General features: G+C 59.6%; 20 protein-coding genes. 11 read left to right on the top strand and 9 right to left on the bottom strand.

Annotated features, from left to right (window positions below; translation table 11 throughout):
- Window positions 1-29 precede the first annotated feature (29 nt).
- Window positions 30-2051, top strand: coding sequence for a M13 family metallopeptidase (locus WEU32_RS06035; RefSeq protein WP_406853221.1), 2022 nt, complete (start codon window positions 30-32; stop codon window positions 2049-2051).
- A gap of 339 nt (window positions 2052-2390) precedes the next feature.
- Here WEU32_RS06035 and ndk read toward each other — a convergent pair whose 3' ends face one another.
- Window positions 2391-2810 (bottom strand): nucleoside-diphosphate kinase, encoded by a 420-nt coding sequence (gene ndk / locus WEU32_RS06030; protein WP_312138058.1) that lies wholly within the window; start codon window positions 2808-2810, stop codon window positions 2391-2393.
- A gap of 135 nt (window positions 2811-2945) precedes the next feature.
- On the opposite strand from ndk, the gene WEU32_RS06025 reads away from it, so the two are divergent.
- Window positions 2946-4847 (top strand): ABC-F family ATP-binding cassette domain-containing protein, encoded by a 1902-nt coding sequence (locus tag WEU32_RS06025; RefSeq protein WP_406853220.1) that lies wholly within the window; start codon window positions 2946-2948, stop codon window positions 4845-4847.
- Window positions 4847-5089 carry a DUF2164 domain-containing protein gene (locus WEU32_RS06020; RefSeq protein ID WP_312138054.1) on the top strand — a complete coding sequence of 81 codons (243 nt, stop codon included), beginning with the start codon at window positions 4847-4849 and terminating at the stop codon, window positions 5087-5089. Before WEU32_RS06025 ends, WEU32_RS06020 begins: the two co-directional genes overlap by 1 nt.
- A gap of 46 nt (window positions 5090-5135) precedes the next feature.
- Here the strand turns inward: WEU32_RS06020 and WEU32_RS06015 are convergent, their stop codons facing one another.
- The 3 genes from WEU32_RS06015 to WEU32_RS06005 form a co-directional block, all read right to left on the bottom strand.
- The gene (locus tag WEU32_RS06015; RefSeq protein WP_312138052.1) at window positions 5136-5435 is read right to left on the bottom strand and encodes a hemolysin; all 300 of its coding nucleotides are present in this window, start codon (window positions 5433-5435) and stop codon (window positions 5136-5138) included.
- Between the two features lie 364 nt (window positions 5436-5799).
- Entirely contained in the window at window positions 5800-6261 is a 462-nt protein-coding gene (locus WEU32_RS06010) for a DNA polymerase III subunit chi (RefSeq protein ID WP_406853219.1), read from the bottom strand.
- 25 nt (window positions 6262-6286) lie between these two features.
- Window positions 6287-7762 (bottom strand): leucyl aminopeptidase, encoded by a 1476-nt coding sequence (locus tag WEU32_RS06005; RefSeq protein WP_406853218.1) that lies wholly within the window; start codon window positions 7760-7762, stop codon window positions 6287-6289.
- 157 nt (window positions 7763-7919) lie between these two features.
- Between WEU32_RS06005 and WEU32_RS06000 the strand changes: the two genes are divergently transcribed.
- The 8 genes from WEU32_RS06000 to WEU32_RS05965 all read left to right on the top strand — a co-directional run bounded on the left by WEU32_RS06000 (window position 7920) and on the right by WEU32_RS05965 (window position 18928).
- Window positions 7920-9050: an LptF/LptG family permease gene (locus tag WEU32_RS06000; protein ID WP_406853217.1), complete on the top strand. Its 1131-nt coding sequence runs from the start codon at window positions 7920-7922 to the stop codon at window positions 9048-9050.
- Complete coding sequence (lptG, locus tag WEU32_RS05995) at window positions 9050-10159, top strand: LPS export ABC transporter permease LptG (RefSeq protein WP_312813612.1); 1110 nt, start codon at window positions 9050-9052, stop codon at window positions 10157-10159. The genes WEU32_RS06000 and lptG overlap by 1 nt, the downstream gene beginning before the upstream one ends.
- Before the next feature lie 19 nt (window positions 10160-10178).
- A complete protein-coding gene (locus tag WEU32_RS05990) occupies window positions 10179-12701 on the top strand; it encodes an LPS-assembly protein LptD (protein ID WP_406853216.1) in 2523 nt (840 codons plus the stop codon).
- 94 nt (window positions 12702-12795) lie between these two features.
- Complete coding sequence (locus WEU32_RS05985; RefSeq protein ID WP_312813616.1) at window positions 12796-14151, top strand: peptidylprolyl isomerase; 1356 nt, start codon at window positions 12796-12798, stop codon at window positions 14149-14151.
- Window positions 14152-14162: 11 nt separating this feature from the next.
- Entirely contained in the window at window positions 14163-15197 is a 1035-nt protein-coding gene (gene pdxA / locus WEU32_RS05980; protein WP_406853404.1) for a 4-hydroxythreonine-4-phosphate dehydrogenase PdxA, read from the top strand.
- Window positions 15198-15206: 9 nt separating this feature from the next.
- Window positions 15207-16016, top strand: a complete 810-nt coding sequence (gene rsmA / locus WEU32_RS05975) for a 16S rRNA (adenine(1518)-N(6)/adenine(1519)-N(6))-dimethyltransferase RsmA (RefSeq protein ID WP_406853215.1) — start codon at window positions 15207-15209, stop codon at window positions 16014-16016.
- 16 nt (window positions 16017-16032) lie between these two features.
- Entirely contained in the window at window positions 16033-17157 is a 1125-nt protein-coding gene (locus tag WEU32_RS05970) for an aminotransferase class I/II-fold pyridoxal phosphate-dependent enzyme (RefSeq protein WP_312138038.1), read from the top strand.
- Window positions 17158-17374: 217 nt separating this feature from the next.
- On the top strand, window positions 17375-18928 hold the full coding sequence (locus WEU32_RS05965) for a sensor histidine kinase (RefSeq protein WP_406853403.1): 1554 nt from the start codon (window positions 17375-17377) through the stop codon (window positions 18926-18928).
- 6 nt (window positions 18929-18934) lie between these two features.
- On the opposite strand, the gene gmk is transcribed toward WEU32_RS05965, so the two are convergent.
- From gmk to WEU32_RS05940, 5 genes are all read right to left on the bottom strand, one after another.
- The gene (gmk, locus tag WEU32_RS05960) at window positions 18935-19576 is read right to left on the bottom strand and encodes a guanylate kinase (RefSeq protein WP_312138035.1); all 642 of its coding nucleotides are present in this window, start codon (window positions 19574-19576) and stop codon (window positions 18935-18937) included.
- A 106-nt stretch (window positions 19577-19682) separates the two neighbouring features.
- Window positions 19683-20567: a YicC/YloC family endoribonuclease gene (locus WEU32_RS05955; protein WP_406853214.1), complete on the bottom strand. Its 885-nt coding sequence runs from the start codon at window positions 20565-20567 to the stop codon at window positions 19683-19685.
- A complete protein-coding gene (gene mltG, locus WEU32_RS05950; protein WP_406853213.1) occupies window positions 20567-21745 on the bottom strand; it encodes an endolytic transglycosylase MltG in 1179 nt (392 codons plus the stop codon). Before mltG ends, WEU32_RS05955 begins: the two co-directional genes overlap by 1 nt.
- A 1-nt stretch (window position 21746) precedes the next feature.
- A complete protein-coding gene (gene fabF, locus WEU32_RS05945) occupies window positions 21747-23027 on the bottom strand; it encodes a beta-ketoacyl-ACP synthase II (protein WP_406853212.1) in 1281 nt (426 codons plus the stop codon).
- Between the two features lie 207 nt (window positions 23028-23234).
- Window positions 23235-23474: an acyl carrier protein gene (locus WEU32_RS05940; protein ID WP_167177928.1), complete on the bottom strand. Its 240-nt coding sequence runs from the start codon at window positions 23472-23474 to the stop codon at window positions 23235-23237.
- Window positions 23475-23577: the final 103 nt, after the last annotated feature.

Here is a 23577-nt window from a genome sequence, read left to right as displayed (position 1 = left end):
ACCTCCTCCTTCTTTGAGGATTCGATTGAATGAAAAAGCATCTGCTGTGCGCCGTCGCCCTGTCGGCCTGCCTAACGGCCCCTTGCGTCGCGTCCGCGCAATCGGCGCATTTCCAGCCTTGGGGTTTTGATCTTGAGGGACGCGACCTGAGCGTTCGCCCCGGTGACGATTTCAACGCCTATGCCAATGGCACCTATCTGGCCAATGTTGAAATTCCAGCCGACAAAACCCGCTTTGGTCCGTTTGACGCCCTGTATGAAAACGCACAGGGCCAACTTCGCGCCATCATCGAAGAATCTGCCGCTAATCCCACCACCGACAATGCCCGCAAGGTCGGTGCCCTCTATGCCAGCTTCATGAATGAAGCCGCCGTTGACGCCAAGGGCGCAGCCCCGATGGCTGCCGATCTAGCCGCCGTCAAAGCCGCCACCAGCCACAGCGACATCGCCCGCCTGATGGGGGAAAGCAATGATGGCTTCGGCTCGTCCATCTTTGGTCTGGGCGTCATGGAGGACATGAAGAACTCCTCCATCAACAGCCTGTATCTAGGTATCGGCTCGCTTGGCCTGCCCGACCGCGACTACTACCTGTCCGACAGCTTTGCGCCGCAGCGCGCCGCCTATCAGGCTTATATCGGCCGGATGCTGACCATGGCGGACTGGGACAATGCCGAACAGGCCGCCAGCGACATCATGGCCTTTGAAACGGCCCTCGCCCAAAAGCACTGGCCGATCGCCGATCGTCGCCAGTTCGACAAGCTGTACAACCCGATTGCCGCGACCGAGTTGTCCACCTTTGCTCCCGGTTTTGACTGGGCCACCTTCCTGAATGCCTCCAAGGTCGGAGATGTGGCTCAGGTGGTGATGATGGAAAACACCGCCCTGCCCGGTATGGCAGAGGTGTTTGCCGGCACCGACCTGAACACCCTCAAGGCGTGGCAGGCCTTCAACATTATCGACGGTGCATCGCCCTATCTGTCGAAAGACTTTGTGGATGCCCGTTTCGAGTTCCGTAACAAGACCCTGCGTGGTCAGCCGGAAAACCGTCCGCGCTGGAACCGTGGTGTGGCTCTGGTTGATGGCAGCCTGTCCGAAGTGCTGGGTCAGGAATATGTGGCCCGCCACTTCCCCGCATCTTCCAAGGCCCAGATGGAAGAACTGGTCGGCAATCTGATTGCCACCATGCGCGACCGCCTGACCCATCTGGAATGGATGGCACCGGCGACCCGCACCGAGGCGCTGGCCAAGCTGGAAAGCTTCCGTCCCAAGATCGGCTATCCGGACAAGTGGCGCTCGTATGATGCCCTGAACGTCAGCGCCGATGATCTGTATGGCAATATCGAACGCATCTCTGCCTTTGACTGGGCCTATAACCGCGCCAAGATCGGTAAGCCTGTCGATCTGGAAGAATGGGGCATGTCGCCGCAAACGGTGAACGCCTATTACCACCCGCTGCGTAACGAAATCGTCTTCCCCGCTGCCATCCTGCAGCCGCCCTTCTTCGACCCGAACGCCGACGCCGCCGTCAACTATGGCGGTATCGGTGCTGTAATCGGTCATGAAATCATGCACGGTTTCGACGATCAGGGCCGCAAGACCGATGCCAAGGGCCAGCTTCGTGACTGGTGGACCGCAGAAGATGCTGCCCGCTTCGACGTCGAGGCCAAGAAGCTGGGCGCGCTATACGCCGCACAGCAGCCGCTGCCGGGCGTTGCGATCAATCCGGACCTGACCATGGGCGAGAACATCGCCGATCTGGGCGGTCTGGTTCTGGCGCACGCGGCCTATAACCGCAGCCTGAACGGTCAAGCCGCTCCGGTTCTGGATGGCATCACCCCCGAGCAGCGTCTGTTCCTTGGCTGGGCGCAGGTCTGGCGTGACAAGATCCGCGACGAGACCCTGCGCGAGTATCTGGCCACCGACCCGCACTCGCCGGGTGCAGCCCGTGCCGCCACACCGCCGCGCAGCATCGACGCCTGGTACGATGCCTTTGGCATCACCGCCGACCAGAAGCAGTATCTGAAGCCGGAAGATCGCGTCCGCATCTGGTAAGATAGTATTGAGCCGAGCGACCAGACCGTTGCTCGGCTCTTTTCATATAGAAGTTCGTTCGTAGCTTTTGACTGCTACTCGAGGTGCCTAATGAAACGAGAGCTATCACGCAAAGACATGGTGAACGCGAGCTTCTTGCTCGTCATTCTAATCGTCTTCGTCTTTTTAATGATTTACCAGACGGGATATCAGTCGGGTAAGGACAAAGCCCTGAACGAAAACGCCATAGAACAAGCCGCTCGTACGGCCCCTATGTCGTTCCAATAAAAAAGCCCCGCCAGCACATGCTGGCGGGGCTTTTCTAATCGCGTTACCACCTGAAATCAGGCGGCGTCACACTTAGCCAACGATGTCGGCGTCGGTGAAGAATTGAGCGATTTCGATGCCGGCGTTTTCCAGCGAGTCCGAACCGTGGACCGAGTTTTCACCGATCGACAGGGCGAACAGCTTGCGGATGGTGCCTTCGGCAGCATCGTTCGGGTTGGTTGCGCCCATGACTTCACGGTACTTGGCGACAGCGTTGTCACCTTCCAGAACTTGCACAACGACCGGCTCGGCGATCATTTGCGAAACCAGTTCGCCGTAGAACGGACGCTCTGCGTGAACTTCGTAGAACTTCTTGGCCTGGGCTTCGGTCAGCTTGACGCGGCGTTGAGCGACGATGCGCAGGCCAGCGTTTTCGATCACAGCGTTGATTGCACCGGTCAGGTTACGACGGGTGGCGTCCGGCTTGATGATCGAGAAAGTACGTTCGGTCATGGTAGTGACTTCTGTTTGGAAAAAAGGGTCGCGGGCTTATAGCGTTCTGCTCACCTATTTCCAACTCCCCCTTACAGTTGTCGAATTTCTCCCGTAACAAGCGGCCCAAACGACACGAACAGTTCATCGGGCGATATGCTTCAAATTACCAACCTGACCTTTAGCTCCTGGGGCCGCCAGTTTCTGGACAATGCCTCGGTTAGCCTGCCACCCGGCTCCAAGGTCGGTCTGGTTGGCCGCAACGGCATCGGCAAATCGACCCTGTTCAAAATCATTCTAGGCGGTCTGGCCGCCAATGGTGACGAGGTGTCGATTCCTAAGAACGCCCGCGTCGCGTCTGTGGATCAGGAACACCCCGCCACGCCTGTCAGCGTGCTGGAAACCATTCTGGAAGCCGATACAGAACGGCACGAGCTTCTGACCCGTCTTGAAACCGCAGAGCCCGAAGAAATGGGCGAGATCTGGGGGCGTCTGATCGAGATCGACGCCGACAGCGCCCCTGCCCGTGCTTCGGAAATCCTGATCGGTCTCGGCTTCAGCCAGGAAGACATCCAGCGTCCGATGTCCCACTTCTCGGGTGGCTGGCGTATGCGTGTTGCACTGGCGGCGGCTCTGTTTGCCGAACCCGACCTGCTGCTGATGGACGAACCGACCAACTATCTCGACCTTGAGGGCGTGGTCTGGTTGGAAGCGCGCCTGAAGCGCTATCCGCACTCGGCCGTCATGATTTCGCACGACCGCGACCTGCTGAACTCGGTCTGCACGCACATCCTGCACCTGTCGAACCGCAAGCTGGACCTCTACACCGGCAACTACGACACGTTCGAAAAAACCCGCGCCGAGAAACTGCGTCTGATGTCTGCCAATCAGGCGAAACAGGAAGCCGAACGCGCCCACCTCCAGAAATTCATCGACCGCTTCAAGGCCAAGGCCTCCAAGGCCACCCAGGCCCAGTCGCGCGTCAAGAAGCTGGAGAAGATGGAGCGTATCGAGCTGCCGCCCGAAGAGCGCGTGGCTCCGTTCATCCTGCCTTCGCCGGAACGCCCCCTGCCCCCGCCCCTTATTCGTCTGGAAGGAGCCAATGTCGGTTATGAGACCGGCAAGCCGATCCTGCGTAATCTGAACCTGCGTATGGACCTTGATGACCGTATCGGCCTTCTAGGTGTGAACGGCGCGGGTAAGTCGACTTTTGCCAAGCTGATCGCCAAGGCGCTGGACATCCAATCGGGCGAGTTCCACCGCGACGGCAAGATGCGCGTGGGCTGGTTCCACCAGCACCAGATCGAGGCGATGGACCCGGAGGACACGCCGCTTCAGATCATCCTGCGCCAGATGCCCGAAGCGTCGGAAAACAGCCGTCGTTCACGACTGGCCCAGTGGGGTCTGCCCTTCAACAAGCAGGACACCAAGGTTGCCGCCCTGTCGGGTGGCGAGCGCGCGCGTCTGTTGCTGAACCTTGTAGCTATGGATGCTCCGCACATCCTGATCCTCGACGAACCGACCAACCACCTTGATATCGACAGCCGCCGCGCTCTGCTGGACGCGCTGAACGAATATACGGGTGCGGTGATCCTGATTACCCACGACCGCTCGCTAATGGAGCTGGTGGCCGACCGTCTGTGGCTGGCTGCCGACGGCACTGTAAAGCCGTTCGACGGGGATATGGATGACTATACCAAGTTCGTTCTGGAACGCGCCAAACAGGGCATGAAGCCCTCGCAGGTGAAGAAGGAACCGGAAGCCGTCGCTGCCGCCCCTCATGCAGAGAGCGCCCGCGGCGCGAACGATAGGGGTGACAAAAAGAAAAAAGGCAAGTCGCCCTCAACCCTGCGTCACGCCGTCAAAAAGGCCGAAGAGTTGATGGCGTCCATTTCGGACGAGATCAGCAAGCTGGACGAGGAAATGGCCGTCGCGGCGGCCAAAGACCCGAAAAAGTTTGAATCCTTAAGCCGCAAGCGCGCCCAGCTTCAGGCCAATATGGAAAAGGCCGAAGCCGACTGGATGGCCGCCGAGGAAGAACTGGCCGAGGTCGCCTGATGAAAAACCCGCCGCCAATCCTCTCAAAGGACGAGTTGAAAGACGCGGCGGGCATTCTGCGCCGTTATTTCACTGAAGAACTGGATCAGGAACTGGGACAGCTTCCTGCGGAAATGCTAGTCGAACATATTGGCGAGCACATCGGCAAGCTGTTCTATAATCGCGGCTTACGCGATGCCGAAAGCGTCGTTCGCGCCAAGGTCGAGGATGTCTCCGACACCCTTTACGGCATGGAACGCTGAATCAAAAAAGGCCGCCCTTTCGAGAGCGGCCTTTTCTATTTCTCTATCAGCCGCAGGCGACGCGGGTGATCTTCTGGGTGGCCTCGTTATAGGTAAAGGTCACACGATCCTGACGGTAATCCATGGTTGCGGCACAGGTGTCGCACAAAACACGGAAGGTCAGTCCTTGCGGGGCTGTCGGCAACGATTGCCGTGGCTTACCTTCATAAGACTTCCAGTCCTCGATACGGCACTGACCCGTGCCATCTGCCGAGCGGATCGGCTCGTCCGTGGGTGCCGCGGTTGGAGCGCATGCTGACAAGGCCAGAAAAGCCACTGCAGACACCAGAGAAACAGCTTTAAACATCGCCATATCCTTTTGAATTAGTTTGATTATCCGCACGAAACAGACTGAATGCGACCCGTTTGACGATCATAAAAAATATTCAAACGGTCCGGCCTGTGATCCTCGGTCACCGGACAGGTTGTGCAGGTGACTCGACGATTGACCACATCGACCGGCACAGGAATCTCGCTTCTTTGACGCCCGACCAGCCACTGTAGTTCCTCGGCGTTACAACGCGCAGGCATAGTATTGGATGCCGGACGTTCACCCGCGGAATAATAGGGTCTTTCGGTCGGTGAAGTCGCTATCGTCTGCGAAGACGAAGATGTTGTAATCGGAGGAGAGGCAACCGGCCCGCCACAGGCAGCCAGTCCGACAGACAATATCAGGCCGAGCGCGCCCAGCGCCCGTCCTCGTCCTGTTTCCAGTATTGCAGCTCTGCGCCGCTGTCCTTCAGGCCGCGCCAGCGATTGCGCGCATGCTGAACGGACTGATCGTTGCGGCCGTCGAAAATGATGAAACACCGTGCATATCCTTCCGTGCTCCCCAGTTCTGACTCGTCCACGATGAACAACGTCTGAGCAGAGTTCAGGTTGTCACCCGATTCGGAAATAAGCACCGGCTGCACTTGTGCGTGATCGGCATCGGCCCGCCCGTGGGGCAGGAAGCTGTCGGGCCGGTACACCCACAGCATTTCGTCCAGATCGTCTGTAGTGCCGCTGTCGCCAGCGCGCACCAAGGCCCGCCAGCCCTTCTGGAGTGTTTTCTCCAAAAGGCCCGGCAGCACCTGATCGAGCGTCGAGCGCTCGAGGTGATAGAACCAGATTTCCGTTTTGGTGTCGGACATCCGGCCCTACCCCCTTTCTTGAAGCTTAGGCTTCGTACTTGTCGGCAACCATCTGGTCGAGCAGACGCACGCCCCAGCCCACAGCACCGTCCGGCACCGTCGCAACCTTGGAATCCTTGATCCATGCGGTCGAGGCGATGTCGATATGCGCCCACGGCACATTATTGGTGAAGCGTTGCAGGAACAGGGCGGCAGTGATCGAACCACCGGCGCGGCCATTGCCCATGTTCTTCACATCGGCAATCGGGCTGTCGATGTGACGCTCGTATTCAGCCGGGATCGGCAGACGCCAGGTCTTTTCACCAACCTTCGAACCCGCCGCGGCAATGCCTTCGGCCAGTTCGTCCGAGTTGGAGAACACGCCGGCATATTCCAGACCCAGCGAAATGATGATCGCACCGGTCAGGGTGGCCAGATCGATCATGAATTTCGGCTTGAAGCGGTCTTGGGTGTACCAGAGCGCATCGGCCAGAACGAGGCGGCCTTCGGCATCGGTGTTCAGCACTTCGATGGTCTGACCCGACATCGAGGTAACAACGTCACCCGGACGCTGGGCGTTACCGTCCGGCATGTTTTCCACAAGGCCCAAAACGCCAACCACGTTGACCTTGGCCTTGCGGCCCACCAGCGCGTGCATGAGGCCGGCCACAGCAGCCGCGCCACCCATGTCCCACTTCATTTCTTCCATGCCTTCAGCGGGTTTCAGGCTGATACCGCCGGTGTCAAAGCAGACGCCCTTGCCGACGAAGGCAATCGGAGCCTCGCCCGCCTTACCGCCGTTCCACTGGATCACGGCCAGTTGGCTTTCGCGACGCGAGCCTTGTCCGACGCCCAGCAGCGAGCCCATGCCCAGCTTTTCCATCTCGGCTTCGCCCAGGATTTCAACCTTGGCACCGAGGGCTTCCAGTTCCTTCACGCGACGTGCGAACTCGGCCGGATAAAGGATGTTGGCCGGTTCCGACACCAGATCACGCGAGAAGAACACGGCATCAGCCACAGCTGTCAGCGGAGCGAATGCAGCCTCGGCAGCCGCCGGATCAGCGGTGACGACCTGAACCGTCGTGATGGACGGCTTTTTGTCGGCCGCTTTCTTGGTGTGGTATTTGTCGAAGCGATACGAAGCCAGACGCGCCGCAAAGCCTGCACGCGCAGCCTGTTCGGCGCTCAGATGGGTCGCATCGATGGTCAGGGTTTCGGCACCCGACATTTTAACGACAGCATAGGCGGTGGCGGCATAGGCTTCAACAGCCAGATCATCGAACTTGTCGGCAGCACCCGCGCCAACCAGCAGCACAGCACCGGCATCGATACCGGCCGGAGCCAGTACGTTCAGGCTCGAATTGGCAGCGCCTTTAAAGCGGCCCGATGACATGGCCTTGGACAGGGCACCCGATGCCGCTGCGTCCAGACCGGCACCCAGACCTGCGAGCTGACGCTCTTCTTGAACCATCACAGCGAGAATCTGTGACTTCTCGGCGGCAGCTACGAACTGAATTTGCATTAAACTTCTCCGGCCAGAGAATTACTTCTCCGGTGGCGTTTGATTTCAACAAGAGCGCACCGATGGTTCCACCGTCGCGCTCGGACGTGTATTACATGGCCCTCATCGCTTTCGCCTGCAACCAAATCGGGCCCCTCAACAGCGCAATTTTCACTGTATGACTCTTATTCAACGGTATCTTTTCCGCCAGATCGGCTTGCCGGTTTTGGCCGCCATGGGCGCGCTGCTTGGGATTGGCCTTCTGAGCCAGAGTCTGGAACAGCTGGAAGTCATCGTCGAGCGTGGCCAGAGCCTGTGGGTGATGACCAAGCTGACCCTGCTGGCCCTGCCACAACTTCTGGCAGTGATTCTGCCTATCGGCCTGTTCGTCGGCGCGCTGATTGCCCTGACACGCCTGCAACGCGATCAGGAACTGATCGCCGCCGCTGCCGCAGGGATGAACCGCTTTGCCCTGATCCGTCCGGCCATGATGATTGCACTGATTGTGACGGCGGCGGGTCTTTTGACCACCACGCTGTTACAACCATGGGGACAGCAGGAAAGCCGCCGTCAGGCCTTTGCCATCCGTACCGATCTGGCAGCCCTGCTGGTCGAGGAAGGCCGCTTTGTACAAGGCCCCGACGGTCTGGCGGTCTATACCCAGCAGATCGAGCAAAACGGCCTGTTGCGGAACCTGTTCGTCTATATCGACGACGGCAAGACCGTCACCAGCTGGGATGCCGAAACCGCGCGTTTCACCCGCATTGACGGCATTCCGGTCCTGACCATGCAAAAAGGGTCGATGCAGCGCTATTCTTCGCGCGGGGTGCTGAACCACCTGTCGTTCGACAACTACGCCATCGACCTGACCCCGTATGCGCGCGGCACCGACCGGAACATCCGTTTCAAGGCCAGCGATCTTTGGATGAACCAACTGTTCGCGCCTACTGAAGACATTATCAAAATGGCCGGTACGCGCGGCGAGTTAGCTGCTGAAGGTCATAGCCGCATTGTCTCGCCCTTCTATGCCATTGTGGCCATGGCCTTTGCCCTGTCGGCCATTATGGGCGGTGCCTTCAGCCGCACTGGTTATACGGGTCGTATTGCCAAGGCTGCGGGCCTGTTCCTGCTGGTACGGGTCATGGGCTATGGCATTGTTGCCGCCGCCGCATGGAATGGCTGGCTGAATGTGTTCCAGTATCTGTTGCCTATTGTCGCCACAGTGCTGGCCCTGCGCTCTCTCTTTACCGCGCTTAAGCCGCGCCGCCGCTGGTTGCCCTCTATGTCGATGAAGAAGAGGGTTGCGTGATGGGACTGCCCTTAAAACTCGGCCGTATCGAACGCTATGTGCTGGGCCAACAGCTCAAGGCACTGGGCGTCGCTCTGGCCATCATCGCCGCTCTGGTTATGCTCATCGACTTTGTAGAGGTGTCACGCGGTCTGAACTCGGATGGCGAGCTATCGGGATTCAAGGTACTAAGCCTGATTGCGGTCAAATCGCCTTCAGTCATCGTACAGCTTCTGCCGTTTGTTTTCCTGTTCGGTACGCTGGGAGCCTTTGTCAGCCTGAACCGCCGCAGCGAGCTGATCGCCATGCGTGCAGCCGGTGTTTCGGCGTGGCGCTTTGTCCTGCCCGCGGCAGCCTGTGCCTTTGTGCTTGGGATTGTGACCGTCACCGCCATTGCGCCTCTGGCCGCTTGGGGGGACAGCATCTGGCAGAGCGAACGCACCCGCATCGGCGGTGGCGGCTCCGAAGCCGAAAAGGCCCAGCCGGTCTGGCTGCGAGAAGGCGATGATAACCGTCAGATGATCATCCGTGGCGAGCGCCAGAACCGCACCACCGGACAGCTGATCGACGCGACCTTTTTCATCTATTCCATTACGCCTGATGGCGAGCGCCGCTTTACCGAACGTATCGACGCCAAGACTGCCAACCTGACAGCAGGCCGTTGGCGCCTGACGGATGTTGTCGGCGGTCAGGGGGGCCAGCAGGCTGTCCGTTACGCCACACTGGATCTGCCCTCCGATCTGGCCGACGAAGAGGCGTTCCAGCAGTTCGAGCGCCCGCAATCGCTGTCCATCTGGTCCCTGCCGGGGCAAACCCACCGCATCAAGAGTGCCGGTTTTGCCTCCACGGCCTATGATCTGCGTTTCCAGCAATTGTTGGCCACGCCGCTGATGTTTGCCGCCATGTCGATTCTGGCGGCCGCATTTTCTCTGCGGCTGATGCGTCTGGGTGACATGGCCCGAATGGCCGTCTCTGCTGTGGTTTTGGGCTTCGGCTTTTTCTTTGTGAACCAATTCTCCGCAGCCATGGGTTCGGCAGAAGTTATTCCGGCCTTTTTGGCAGCCTGGTTACCTGCAATATTGACCGCACTCGCCGCTCTTACCTTGCTGTTTTATACCGAAGACGGCTAATCGGCAGGATTGGACACAAGTGCCCGATGATACTGCCCCCGAATTGGAAGACCGTATGCGTGACCGCCATCACCCCAAAACAGGAGCCCTGCGCCTGAAGCTGATGGCAGGAGCCGCCTTGTGCGCCCTGCCCGTGCTGGGTGTGGCCGGTACGTCTGTAGCCCAGACCGTAGGTGTCCAGCCTTCGCCTGCGCCTGCCTCTCCTGTGGTTCAGGTGCGTGGCGAGGACGGTCTGACGCCCGACGCTCTCTATGTTGAGGCCACCAGCGCCGAACGCGAAGGCGATACCGTCAACGCCAAGGGTGGTGAGGCAGAAGACCGTGTCTTTGCCCGTTTTCAGGATCATACCCTGAGAGCCGAAGACATGACCTATGACCTGAAAACCGGTATTGCCGAGGCAGCAGGTCAGGTCGAACTGATTGCACCCGATGGCACGGTCGTCCACGCCTCGCAGCTACAACTGACCGAGGGCCTGAAAACCGGTATTGCCGTCGATCTGGCGACCCGTTCGCCTGAAGGGGCCACCCTGATGGCGGCGACGGCTGTGCGTCGCTCGGAAAACATTTCAGAGCTGAACCGCGTTCTCTTCATGCCCTGCCCGGTGTGCGAGAACGACCCCAAGGCTCAGCCCGCCGTGACCTTCCAAGCTGAAAAAGCCGTTCAGGACGAAGAACTGCGCGCCATCCTGTATCGCAATGTTGTCGTGCGTGTCGGTGGCGTTCCCGTCTTCTACACGCCCTATCTCGCCCACCCCGACCCGTCGGTTGACCGTGCCTCGGGCTTTTTGATTCCGCGTGTCGACTATGAGCAGGGTCTGGGTCTTTCGATCGAGGCTCCCTATCTACACGTCGTATCGCCGTCAGAAGACTGGTTGATCAGCCCGCGCATCAATACCAATGTCGCACCGTTGATGAATGTCCAGTGGCGCCGCCGGTTTGACAACGGCACCATTGTTGCCCGTGGCGGCTACACCTATGCGCGCAATTTTGGGGACTTTGATCTGGACGGTGACGGCGATGCCGAATCCAAGGTCCATTTCGGTGATCGCACCCACCGTTCCTATATTCTGGCCCATGGCAAGTTCGATCTGAACGACGACTGGCGCTGGGGTTTTACCGCCGAGCGCGTCTCGGACAAGACCCTGTTTGACCGTTATGATGTTAGTTCGCCCTATCAGGACAACGGTCTGTATTATGGTGACCGTCGACGCCTGATCAGCCAGATCTATGCCGAGCGCCAAACCCAGCGTTCCTATTTGTCGGTTGCCGCCTTCTCTATCCAGAGCCTGCGACTGGACCCCCGTTTTGCGGATACCGACTTCCGTGACCCGGACGGTTTCAAGGTTTTCGAAAGTGACAACAGCCTGCCGCTGGTGGCACCGATTGTCGATGCCCGCTGGGAACCTGAGGGTCCGGTCTTTGGCGGTCGTTTGCGCCTTCAAGGCTCAGCCGTCGCCCTGACCCGCGATGCCTATGTGGGCTTCCCTACCCTTCGCCCCGAAATTGTGCCGCCCGCCCCGACCGATAATTTGTCCGGCGTCGACAGTCGCCGAGTGACCGGCAAACTCGACTGGCGGCGTGTTATGATCTCGCCCATGGGCCTGCGCTGGGAACCGTTTGTAGACCTGCGTGCAGATGTCTATTCGATTGGTGATCTGCCGCCCTTCCTCGGCATTGATAATGATACCGTCAGCCGCATGCGTACCAGCGCCGGTGTCGACGTCTCCTATCCGCTGTATCGTCCTTTCGCGGGCACTGGCAGCATCATTCTGGAGCCAGTGGCCCAGTTGTCGATCTCCAATGATGCTGATCTGGACCGTCTGATTCCTATCGAGGACAGCCAGACAGTAGAGTTGGACCATATCTCCCTGTTCCGCATGGACCGCTTCCCCGGCTACGATCTGCTAGAAGGCGGATGGCGCTTCACGGCGGGTGCACGGGCCACGTTTAATTGGGACGATAGTCGCTCCGCCAGTATTTTTATCGGCCGCTCGATGCGCGCCGATGACGAACGGGCCTATTTCATACCCGTACCTGACGCGCCGACACAGCTTTATGATCCGTCGGGTCTGGCACGCCGGACTTCGGACTGGGTGGTCCAGGGCACGTTCGACCCGTCCGAGCGTATGCGCGGCTGGTTCCACGCCGTGATGGACGGCAATGGCGAGTTGCGTCGCGCCGAAGCGACCATCAGCGGTGACTGGGGCCGTCGAAATTCAGGCGCTCTCAGCTATATTCTGGACAGTTCCAATCCGCTGGCAGGACCGAACAACCGCAATTACGAGTTTGTTCAGGTCGCTGCCCAACAATTTGTCTATGGCAACTGGGGTGTTACTGTTCGCGGCATTGCCGATATGGAACGCGATCTCATCACCCGCTCGGAAGTGGGTCTGTTGTACGATGATGATTGCTTCCGAGTTGAAATCGGCTGGCGCCGCGATAACACCCGCGTTCGCCCCACCGGACCGTCCGAAGGTATATTTATCCGCCTAAACCTCGCCACTTTTGGAGGTAACGGATATGATGACAGTGAATTACGGTAAGGATATCGCTTGAACGTCGGGCATGCGATACACACCCCCAAGGTTCGGGTTTACAACCTTGGCCAAAGACCGCTTTAGGGAATCAGGACTCACTATGGGTTTCAAGCGTTTCACCACGGGGACGGCCATTGCCGCCGTTCTGTCGTCCGCCACCTTGGCACCAGCTTTCGCGCAGACCGCGCCACAAGCTTCGGCGCCACAGGCAGCAGGCGCCCTGAACCCTGCCGCCGAAGACGCCCCTGTGCGTGCCACCGAAGAAGCGCGCTTTCAGTTGTCTGATGGTGTGATCGCCACGGTCAATGACCGCATCATCACCGGCTTTGATCTGCGCCAGCGCATCTTGATGATTATCATGATGTCACAGGTCCAGCCGACACCGGAAACCTTGCCTGCTCTACAACAACAGGCCCTGAACGATCTGGTCGACGAACGGCTTCAGGCGCAGGAAATCGCCAAGTTCGAGCAACTGAAAATCTCAGATCAGGAAGTCGACCGCGAACTGGCCACCATGGCCCGCGAAGTCGGCCTGTCTGTCGAAGATTATCTGCGCTTTGTGCAACAGGGCGGTATCCAGTTGCCCGCCTTCCGCGAAAGCATCCGCACCCGTCTGGGCTGGAGCGATCTGACTGTCGGCCGTTTCCGTGACCGCGCGCGCGTCAGCGCCACGCAGGTCGATCAGGCCATGCGCCAACTCACGGAATCGGCCACCAAACCGCAATATCTGATCGGCGAGATTTATCTGGATGCCGCCCGCGTCGGCGGAATGCAGGAAGCTATCAACGGTGCCCGGCAATTGACCGCGCAAATGGTTCAAGGTGCCCCGTTCCAGAACGTGGCCCGCCAGTTCTCTTCGGCACCTTCGGCAGCACGTGGCGGTGACGCCGGTTGGGTTGTCCAAGGCACGGTCCAGCCTGCCCTTCAGGCGGCTCTGGATGTGCTCGAAGTGGGCCAGTTGTCGAACCCGATCGTCGTCGAAGGCGGTGTCTACATCATCTATATGCGCGACAAGCGTGCCGGTGCCGCCACCAGCCACGTCTCGTTGAAACAGGTTATGGTCGAACTGCCCGAAACAGCGACCGAAGCTGAAATCGCTGCCGCGACCGCACGCCTGAACAGCATCCGTTCGGGTTTGACCTGCTCGAACATTCTCGAACAGGGCCGCGATCAGGAAGGCCTGATGGCTTCGGATCTGGGTGAAGCCGATATTTCGGACCTATTGCCCCAGTTCCAGCAGGTCGCACGCTCGGCAGAGGTCGGTTCGATCAGCGATCCGGTCCGCTCGCCTCTGGGTCTGCACCTTTTGGCCGTTTGCGACCGCCGTGTCGGTGGCCCCGAAGTGCCGTCACGCCAACAAATCGAAAACCGCCTGCAAGGTCAGAACTTCGCCATGCTAGGTCGTCGCTATCTGCGTGACCTGCGTGAAGATGCCCTGATCGAAATCAAGCAATGACAGATGCTGCAATGACGGGGGTCCGCTCAAACGGCCCCCTCATTGTGAGTATGGGCGACCCTGCCGGTGTCGGCCCCGAAGTGATTGCACGCGGCTGGGACGCCCTGCGCCAACAACGTCAGTCGGTACTTCATCCTGCCCCCCTGCCGTTTGTCGTGCTGGGCGATGCCGCAACACTGGCCAAACAGGGCTTTCCGGTCGAGTCCGTCTATGGCCCGCATGACGCCTTTCAGGTGTTCAACCGCGCCATTCCAGTGATCGACCTGCCCGCCCCTGCGCCTGTCGTCGCAGGCCAGCCCAATCCGGCCAATGCCGCCGCCGTTGCCGACTGGATCGAACGCGCCGTCGATATGATCTTGTCCGGTGAAGGATCGGGTCTCGTGACCGCCCCCATCGCCAAGGCCCCGATGTATGCTTCGGGTTTCCGTTTTCCGGGCCACACCGAATTTATCGCCGAACTGACCGCCGACATGCCTTTTATCGGCACGCGCGGGCCAGTGATGATGCTCACGGCGCAAAACCTGCGCGCCTGTCTTGTCACCATCCATGTGCCGATCGACCAGCTCCCCGAACTGGTGACAGCCGACCGCGTGCTGCGTGTTGCCCGTGTGGTGCATGAATCGATGAAACGTGACTTCGGCATCGCCAAGCCGCGCCTCGCCATGGCCGCCCTTAATCCGCATGCGGGCGAAGGCGGTTCTATCGGTCTTCAGGAAATCGAGGTTTTGCGCCCTGCGGCGGCGCAACTGCGCGGCGAAGGCATCGACATCTCCGATCCCCTGCCCGCCGATACCCTGTTCCACGAGGAAGCGCGGGTGCGTTTTGATGCCCATATCTGCCTCTATCACGATCAAGCCCTGATTCCGGTCAAGACGCTGGACTTCTGGGGTGGTGTGAATGCCACTCTGGGCCTGCCGATTGTGCGCACCTCGCCAGATCACGGCACAGGTTTCGACATTGCCGGAAAGGGCATTGCCCGCCCCGACAGCTTTATTGCTGCGGTAAAACTGGCATCAGAGATGGCGGCCAAGCGCGCGACGCGCTAACAGCACACCGTGACCGATCACCTGCCCTCCCTCCGCGAAACGCTCGACGCCCATGGTCTTTTGGCCAAGAAGAGCTTTGGCCAGCATTTCCTGCTGGACCTGAATGTTACCCGCAAGATCGTGCGTTATGCCGGCCCGTTCGAAGGCCGCAACGTCATCGAGGTCGGCCCCGGCCCCGGTGGCCTGACCCGCGCCCTGATCGAAAGCGATGCAGGCAAGGTCATTCTGGTCGAGAAAGACCCGCGCTTTATCCCGCTTCTGTCGGAACTGGATGACGGTTCTGGCCGTCTGACCATCCATGAAGCCGACGCCCTCAAGGTCAAGGAAGCCGAGCTTTCGGACGGCCCGACCCATATGGTGTCGAACCTGCCCTATAATGTCGGCACGCCTTTGCTGATCAAGTGGCTGACCGGACCGTGGTTGCCGCACGCCATGACGCTGATGTTCCAAAAGGAAGTCGCCGAGCGCGTGGTGGCCCAGCCCGATGATGATGCCTATGGCCGTCTGGCCGTTATCTCTCAGGCCGTATGCGAGGCCCGCATCGTTATGCACCTGCCCGCCGCCGCCTTTACGCCGCCGCCCAAGGTGGCGTCTGCGGTTGTACATCTGGTGCCGCTGGCGGTCCGTCCGTCACCGGAACGCCTGAAAAAACTCGAGCGCGTGACTGCGGCGGCCTTTGGCCAGCGTCGCAAAATGCTGCGTTCAAGCCTTAAACAACTTGGTGGTGCCGCCCTGTGCGAAGCCGCTGGAATCTCACCCGAAGCCCGTGCCGAGACTATCGACGTGGCGGGCTTCCTGCGTTTGGCTGATGCCCTATAACAGATTGTTCTTGTAAATGACTGTTCAGATTGATCCTTTTCGCGCCATCAACATCTCCCGTATCGCTCACGAGCTAAAGGCCGAAGGCCGTTCGGTGATCCATATGGAGTTCGGGCAACCTTCGACCGGTGCCCCCACTGCCGCCATTGCCGAGGCTCATGCGCGTCTGGATTCCGAATCCGGTGGCTATTGGGAAGACCCCCGCCTGCGTGACCGCATCGCCAAACTCTATACCGACCGCTATGGCGTTACCGTCGATCCAGATTGCGTGATCCTGACAGCGGGCGCATCGCCTGCTCTGGTTGTGGCCTTGTCTGTTATGTTCAATCCGGGTGACCGCGTGGCCACAGCCCGCCCCGGCTATGTTGCTTATCGCAATACGCTAAAGGCGATGCACATGGAGTGCGTCGAAATCGGTTGCGGCCCGGAGGTCAGCTACCAGATGACCGCCGCCGCATTGGACGCCATTGAACCCGCCCCACAAGGTGTCATTCTGGCATCCCCTGCCAACCCGACCGGCTCGCTGATCCCCGAGGCCGAACTTAAGGCCATTGCCGAGGTCTGCGCCCGCAAGAACATCCAGATCATTTCGGACGAGATTTATCACGGCCTGATCTATACCGGTCGTGTGCCCTGCATGCTGCAATATGCACCCAATGCGACGGTCGTGAACTCATTCTCCAAATACTGGAGCATGCCGGGCTGGCGTCTGGGTTGGGTAATTCTGCCCGAACCTCTGGTGCAGCAGGCCCGCGCCCGCATGGGGAATATGTTCCTGACACCTGCAACCCTCAGTCAACGCGCGGCTCTCGTGGCTATGGACTGCGAAGACGAGCTGGAAGCCTATGTCGATGTGTATCGCACGAACCGCCAACTGATGCTGGATGCTCTTCCCGCGCTGGGCCTGTCCACCATCGCGCCGCCAGATGGTGCCTTCTATATTTTTGCCGATATCAGTCACCTGACCGATAACAGCATCGATTTCTGTGAGCGCCTGTTGCGTGCGACGGGCGTCGCCACCGCTCCGGGTGTCGATTTCGACCCCGTCAACGGCCACCGCTTCATCCGTTTCAGCTTTGCCGTCTCGACCGATCAGGTCAAAGACGCCATCGAGCGCATCAAGCCTTTTTTCAATTCTTGAATATCAATAGTATGGCAATACTGAAGGTCTGATCCATAACGGGATCGAAACCGGAATACCGGAGGTGGGTTTGGGACATAATCACGATTTTGTCTTTGTCGCCCTGTCCTTTGGCGTTGCCATACTCGCATCTTGGACTGCGCTCGGGCTTTTGGGGAGGGTCCGCGCCAATCTGGAGATCCAGCGCGCTCTTTGGCTGGTGGCTACGGCCACAGCCATGGGGGGCGGTATCTGGTCAATGCATTTTATCGCAATGCTAGGATTCAATCCCGGCCACGCGGTAAGCTATGACATAGCCTTGACCATCCTTTCCTTTCTTCTGGCGGTCGGTGGAACCGGCGGGGCCTTCTGGATGGCCGCCAGACAGCAAAGACCCCTATGGCTGCTTGTGGTATCAGGGATGGCTATGGGGCTGGCCATCGCCACGATGCACTATGTCGGCATGGCTGCCATTCGTACGACCGCTGTACTGGAAAATAGGCCGATCTTTATAGTGGTAGCTCTGTCCGTCGCCATGCTGGCTTCGTTCGGCGCGATGGTGCTCGCCAATAAAGACCTGTCAAACCGCCAGAAGGCGATGGCCGCTCTGTTTCTGGCGGTCGGGGTCATCGCCATGCATCACACGGCTATGGCCGGTGTCATTATCACCGATACCGACATAGCACCGCACCCGCATGGCAATGCCACTTCGCTGACACTGGCCATCACCACAGCAATCCTGACCACCATTCTGTTGTTGGCTTCGGGTTTCAGTGCCTATCTGGACCAGCACATGAAGGTGCTGTCTGTGCTGGACGCCGGTGACATCGGCTATTGGGAGGTTCGCCTGCCCAGTCGTCAGGTCTGGCTGTCACCTCACGCACGCAAACTTCTGATGCAGACGGACAAGATCGACGGAAAACTCACGACTATCGATCATTCGTCCGCTTTGGTGGAAGCAGCCATTGCTATGGCCAAGAACGCCATTCGCAATCCGCAACAGACCCAAAGCAAAGAAATCGAATTACACGTTGGGGAACGCTGGGTCGCGGTACGCGGGCGTATGCTCCATCTGCGTCGTCAGCATCATATCAAGCTGGCGGGCATACTCATCGACATCACCGAGGCACACACCGTTCGCACCGCTCTGGAGGTCAGCGATGCCCGCCAGAAGCTGCTGCTCAACGAACTAAACCACCGCCTGAAAAACAACTTCGCCAGTATCCAGTCTATCGCCGCCCTGACCGCACGCGGCAGCCCCGATCTGGAAACCTTTATCGCCACCTTCCAATCGCGCCTGATGGCCCTGTCCAACACCCAGACCCTGCTGACCAATACAGGTTGGGAAAGTGCCGACATCGCCGCCATTTTCGAGCAGGAACTGCGTCCTTATACCCAGCAAGCACTTATCGAGGGACCGTCTCTCCTTTTGGAACCGAAACGCGCCCTGTCCATGGGTCTGATCGCCCATGAGCTGACCACCAATGCTGCCAAGCACGGCGCGCTCAGTCGCGACAATGGCACCATCCATGTGCGGTGGACCCTGCCGGACCGTCATGGCCGTGTCAGTCTGGAATGGCGCGAGACGGGGGGGCCGGAGATTACCAACCCGCCCTCGCGCAAGGGATTTGGCTCACGCCTGATCCGCAACAGTATCGAAGGCCCGCTGGGGGGCACTGTCCATAGCGAATACCTGCCGACAGGTCTGAAGGTCGCGCTGAATTTCACGACCCTTGATGAGCCGGGTGTTCATAAGAACATCCCGCGCATCAAGATCATCAAACCCGTCTAGCCGGAATCAGACCACTTCGTTCAGAAGCGCTTTTTTATAATCCTGTACCCACAGATTGCGGCGACGTGCGCTGCGCTCTGCGTGATAGATGTGGGCCAGTTCGGCATAGGACCCGTCAAAGTCCTCGTTCACCAGCACATAGTCGAACTCGTCGCAGTGTTCGATCTCGCCCTTGGCATTGGCCACACGACGTTCGATCACATCCTCCGCATCCTGTGAGCGGGTAATCAGGCGGCGGCGCAGCTCGGCAAGACTGGGAGGCATGATGAACACACGCACAGCATCCCCCGTGCATTTCTCGGCCACGTCGCGGGCCCCCTGCCAGTCGATATCGAACAGGACATCGCGGCCCTCGGCCAGCGCACGCTCGACCGGCGCGCGCGGGGTGCCATACAGATTGCCATGCACATCGGCCCATTCGAGGAAGGCATCGGCGTCGATCAGGCGCTGGAATTCTTCGCGCGAGACGAAATTATAGTCGCGACCATCGACCTCGCCCGGACGGATACCGCGCGTGGTCATCGAAACCGACAATTCCAGACCTTTGTGATCCGACATCAGGCGACGGCACAGGCTGGTTTTTCCGGCACCCGACGGGCTGGCAACAATAAGGAGGACGCCTCGGCGGGGGCTGCGCGTGTTCGACATCAACAGGCTTTCAACGACTCGTGGAAGCAAGGGTGCATAAAACTGCTCGCCCTCGCCTGCAAGGTTTGTAGCCCCGAAAGGCTAGCGGCTTTGGTCCTAAACGGACCTATTCAACGTTTTGAACCTGTTCGCGTAGCTGTTCGATCACAGCTTTCAGCTCCAGGCCAATCGCCGTCAGCGCTGTAGTCGCCGACTTGGAGCACAGGGTATTGGCCTCGCGCATGAACTCCTGCATCAGGAAGTCCAGTTTGCGGCCCGCAGGCGGCGACAGCAGCAACGCCTTGGCCGAGGCGATATGGGCGGCCAAACGATCCAGCTCTTCGCGCACATCGGCCTTCGTGGCCAAGGCTGCGGCCTCAAGGAAAATACGCTCTTCCAGACCCGCCACATCACCTGCCAGATCACTGATACGGCGGATAAAACGGTCGCGGATAGCCTGAACCTGCGTTTCGGCCTCGGCCTCGGCGCGGACCACCAATGTTTCAATCTGGCCGACAAAGCCATTCACAACCGGAAGAAGCTGCGCCCCTTCCTGCTGGCGCGACAGCTTCAGAGCATCCAGGGCCTGTTCGATACTGGCCATAATGGCCGCCTCGACCGCAGCATGGGCCTCGGCATCCTCGGCCTCTTCGCTGGCCTCGATGACACCGCGCAGGCCCAGCAGGCCGTCCGCGCTGGCCGGGGCCATGCCCTGTGCCATCAAATCCTTGGCCAGTGCCTGATAGCGCGACAGGATTTCCGTATTGATCTTGATACTGCCCTCGCCCGCACCTTCACGGCGGGCCTGAACGCCTAAAGATAACTGGCCCCGATGGAAGCGAGCCTGTGCAGCAGTCTTTGACGAGCGTTCCAACGCCTCGAAACCGTTGGGCCCGCGATAACGCACTTCAAGATTCCGTCCGTTGACGGAACGCACCTCGACCGACCAGCCCCAGCCGTTCAAAGCACCATCCGCACGTCCAAAACCCGTCATACCCGACAGTGTCGACATCAGCGCTGCTCCTCCGGAACACGGATAACCTGCGCGCCTGCAGGAATCTGTTCCGGCGTCAAAATACGCGGCCCCGCCTCACCGGACGTCAGCGCATCAACCGGAAGGCCGTTTTCAATCGCGGCTCGGCGACGCTCTACGTCACGCCAGCGTGCCACATTCAGCAGATGCTCCTGATAGGTACGAGCAAACACATGCCCCCCCGTGCCATCGGCCACAAAGAACAGATATTCCGAACGCGGCGGGTTCAGAACAGCCTTCAGCGCCTCTTCACCCGGATTGGCAATCGGCGTGGGCGGCAATCCGCTGATAACATAGGTGTTCCACGGCGTATCGGCGCGGATCTCCGACAGACGGATACCACGCCCCAGCGGTTTACCCTTGGTGATGCCATAGATAATGGTCGGATCGCTTTCCAGACGCATTCCCAACCGCAGGCGATTGGTAAACACCGCCGCCACTTCCTGACGCTCGCCATCGGTGCCGGTTTCTTTCTCGACGATGGAGGCAAGGATCACAGCTTCCTGCGGGGTACGGGCAATGGTGTTGCGGCTGCGGGTCGCCCACAGGGTTTCCAGCTTTAGCGAGGCCATGCGCTGCATGCGGTCGATGACGGCCTGACGGCTTTCACCCCGTGCGACCTCATAGGTCTCCGGCCACAGCGTTCCTTCGTCGGGAACCTCTGTGACCTCGCCCGTCAGCACCGGCTGACGCATCAGGATATCTACCGCCTGAGCGGACGACCAACCTTCCGGCAGGGTCACATAGTGGCGCACGCTCTTGCCCTCGGCCAGAATCGAAACGACCTTGGACAGCGAAGCGCCAGACGGCATTTCATATTCACCCGCCCGGATCTTGCGATCCACACCGCGCAGACTGATGGCCGCACGGAACAGATCGGTCGAACGGATCACACCTGCGGCTTTCAGATTGGCCGCGATGGCGGGCACCCCTGCCCCGCTGGGCAGGGTGACAATCGTGGCTTGGGCTCCGCCTTCCGCCTTTGGCCCCGGCCCCCAATAGACCGCCCACAAGGCGATCAGGGCGGCTATCAGGAACAGGCCAAGCGTTCCACCGGCTGTAATCAAGCCGATACCAAGGCTCGAACGCGGCCCCTTCGGACCTTTGGCGCGAGAGGGCGTCTTTCGGTTCGCGGGGCGCGTCGGAGCCTTGGCCAAGTCAGTCGACCTTTTTGAAGATCACGGCGGCATTGGTGCCGCCAAATCCGAACGAGTTGGACATGGCAACATCCACCTTCTTGGGCTTGCCCTTGTGCGGGACCAGATCAATCAGGGTCTCGTGTTCAGGATCATCCAGGTTGATGGTCGGCGGGACCATCTGGTCCTTGATCGCCAACACCGAGAACACGCATTCAATCGCACCGGCCGCCCCCAGAAGGTGGCCCGTCATCGACTTGGTGGACGATACAGTCAGGTCCTTGGCGTGGTCGCCAACCAGACGTTCAATCGCCTTCAGTTCGATCCAGTCCGCCATGGTCGAGGTGCCGTGGGCGTTGACGTAGTCGAGGTCCGAAGGCTCCATGCCTGCCCGCTTCAGTGCCATCTTCATAGCGCGCAAACCACCGTCGCCATCTTCGGACGGTGCCGTGATGTGATAGGCGTCGCCGCTCATGCCATAGCCGACAACTTCGGCATAGATTTTCGCGCCGCGCGCCTTGGCGTGTTCGTATTCTTCCAGAACCATGATGCCCGCGCCTTCACCCATGATGAAGCCGGCATGGCCACGGTCATAGGGACGCGATGCCTTTTCAGGCGTGTCGTTATAGGCGGTGCAGAGCGCCTTACAGGCCAAAAAGCCCGCAATGCCGATCGGCACAACCGAGCTTTCGGCACCACCGGCCACCATCACATCGGCATCGCCCAGCGCAATCATGCGGGCGGCATCGCCAATGGCGTGCGCGCCCGTGGCACAGGCCGTCACCACCGAGTGGTTCGGGCCTTTAAGACCGTGGCGGATCGAAATCTGGCCCGATGCCAGATTGATCAGGGCCGATGGAATAAAGAAGGGGCTGACGCGACGCGGGCCCTGTTCCTTCAGAACAATGGCCGTGTCGGCGATGGGGCCAAGGCCGCCAATACCCGAGCCGACCATGACGCCGGTGGCTTCTTGGTCTTCGTCGGTTTCCGGCTTCCAGTTGGCATCGGCCAGAGCTTCGTCGGCTGCGGCCATGGCGAAGACGATGAAATCGTCCACGCGCTTGCGTTCCTTGGGCGACAGAACCTTGTCGAAATCAAACATACCCGGCTGGTCTGGCGAGCCGCCACCGCGACCATCCACAGCCGGAACCTCGCCTGCGATGGTGCAACCATAGCCTTCGGTGTCAAAATTGGTGATCGGACGGATACCGGACTCACCATCCAGAAGTTTCTTCCAGACATGGTCCACACCCGTGCCCAGCGGGGTAACAAGGCCGAGGCCCGTAATGACAACGCGGCGCATGGTTCGCGCTCCTTAGTTCTGACTGTGCAAACGGCTTGGCAAAGCCAGTCGGTCGCATCACAGCGCCCGACCTATAGGGACCTAAATCATGGTGACGGAATCAGATTTCCAGAATCAGGCCCAAAAACATTAATGGCCGCCGGACGGTCCCGCTAGGGGTCCGTCACGGCGGCCATTAGCTTGAAGTGCGACGTATCGCTGGGCCTATTAGGCGCCCAGCTTCTCGTCGATGAACTTCACGGCGTCGCCGACGGTTTGGATGTGCTCAGCAGCATCGTCCGGGATTTCGACGTCGAATTCTTCTTCGAAGGCCATTACCAGCTCGACGGTGTCGAGCGAGTCAGCGCCCAGATCGTCGATGAAGGAAGCTTTTTCGGTGACCTTGTCCGGATCGGCGTCCAGTTGTTCGATGACGATCTTGCGGACGCGTTCGAGGGTGTCGGACATGAGTGTCTCTCTGCCTGTTGTGTTGTCGCCGTGATGGCGGGGTTAGTCTTACGCCGTGTCACGGCAGTCTTGGTGACGCAAGCCCTAGGGCCTCACATCACCG

The organism is Brevundimonas sp. BH3 (genome assembly GCF_045345115.1).
Classification (GTDB): domain Bacteria; phylum Pseudomonadota; class Alphaproteobacteria; order Caulobacterales; family Caulobacteraceae; genus Brevundimonas.
This window is presented reverse-complemented; position numbering and strand designations above follow the sequence as displayed.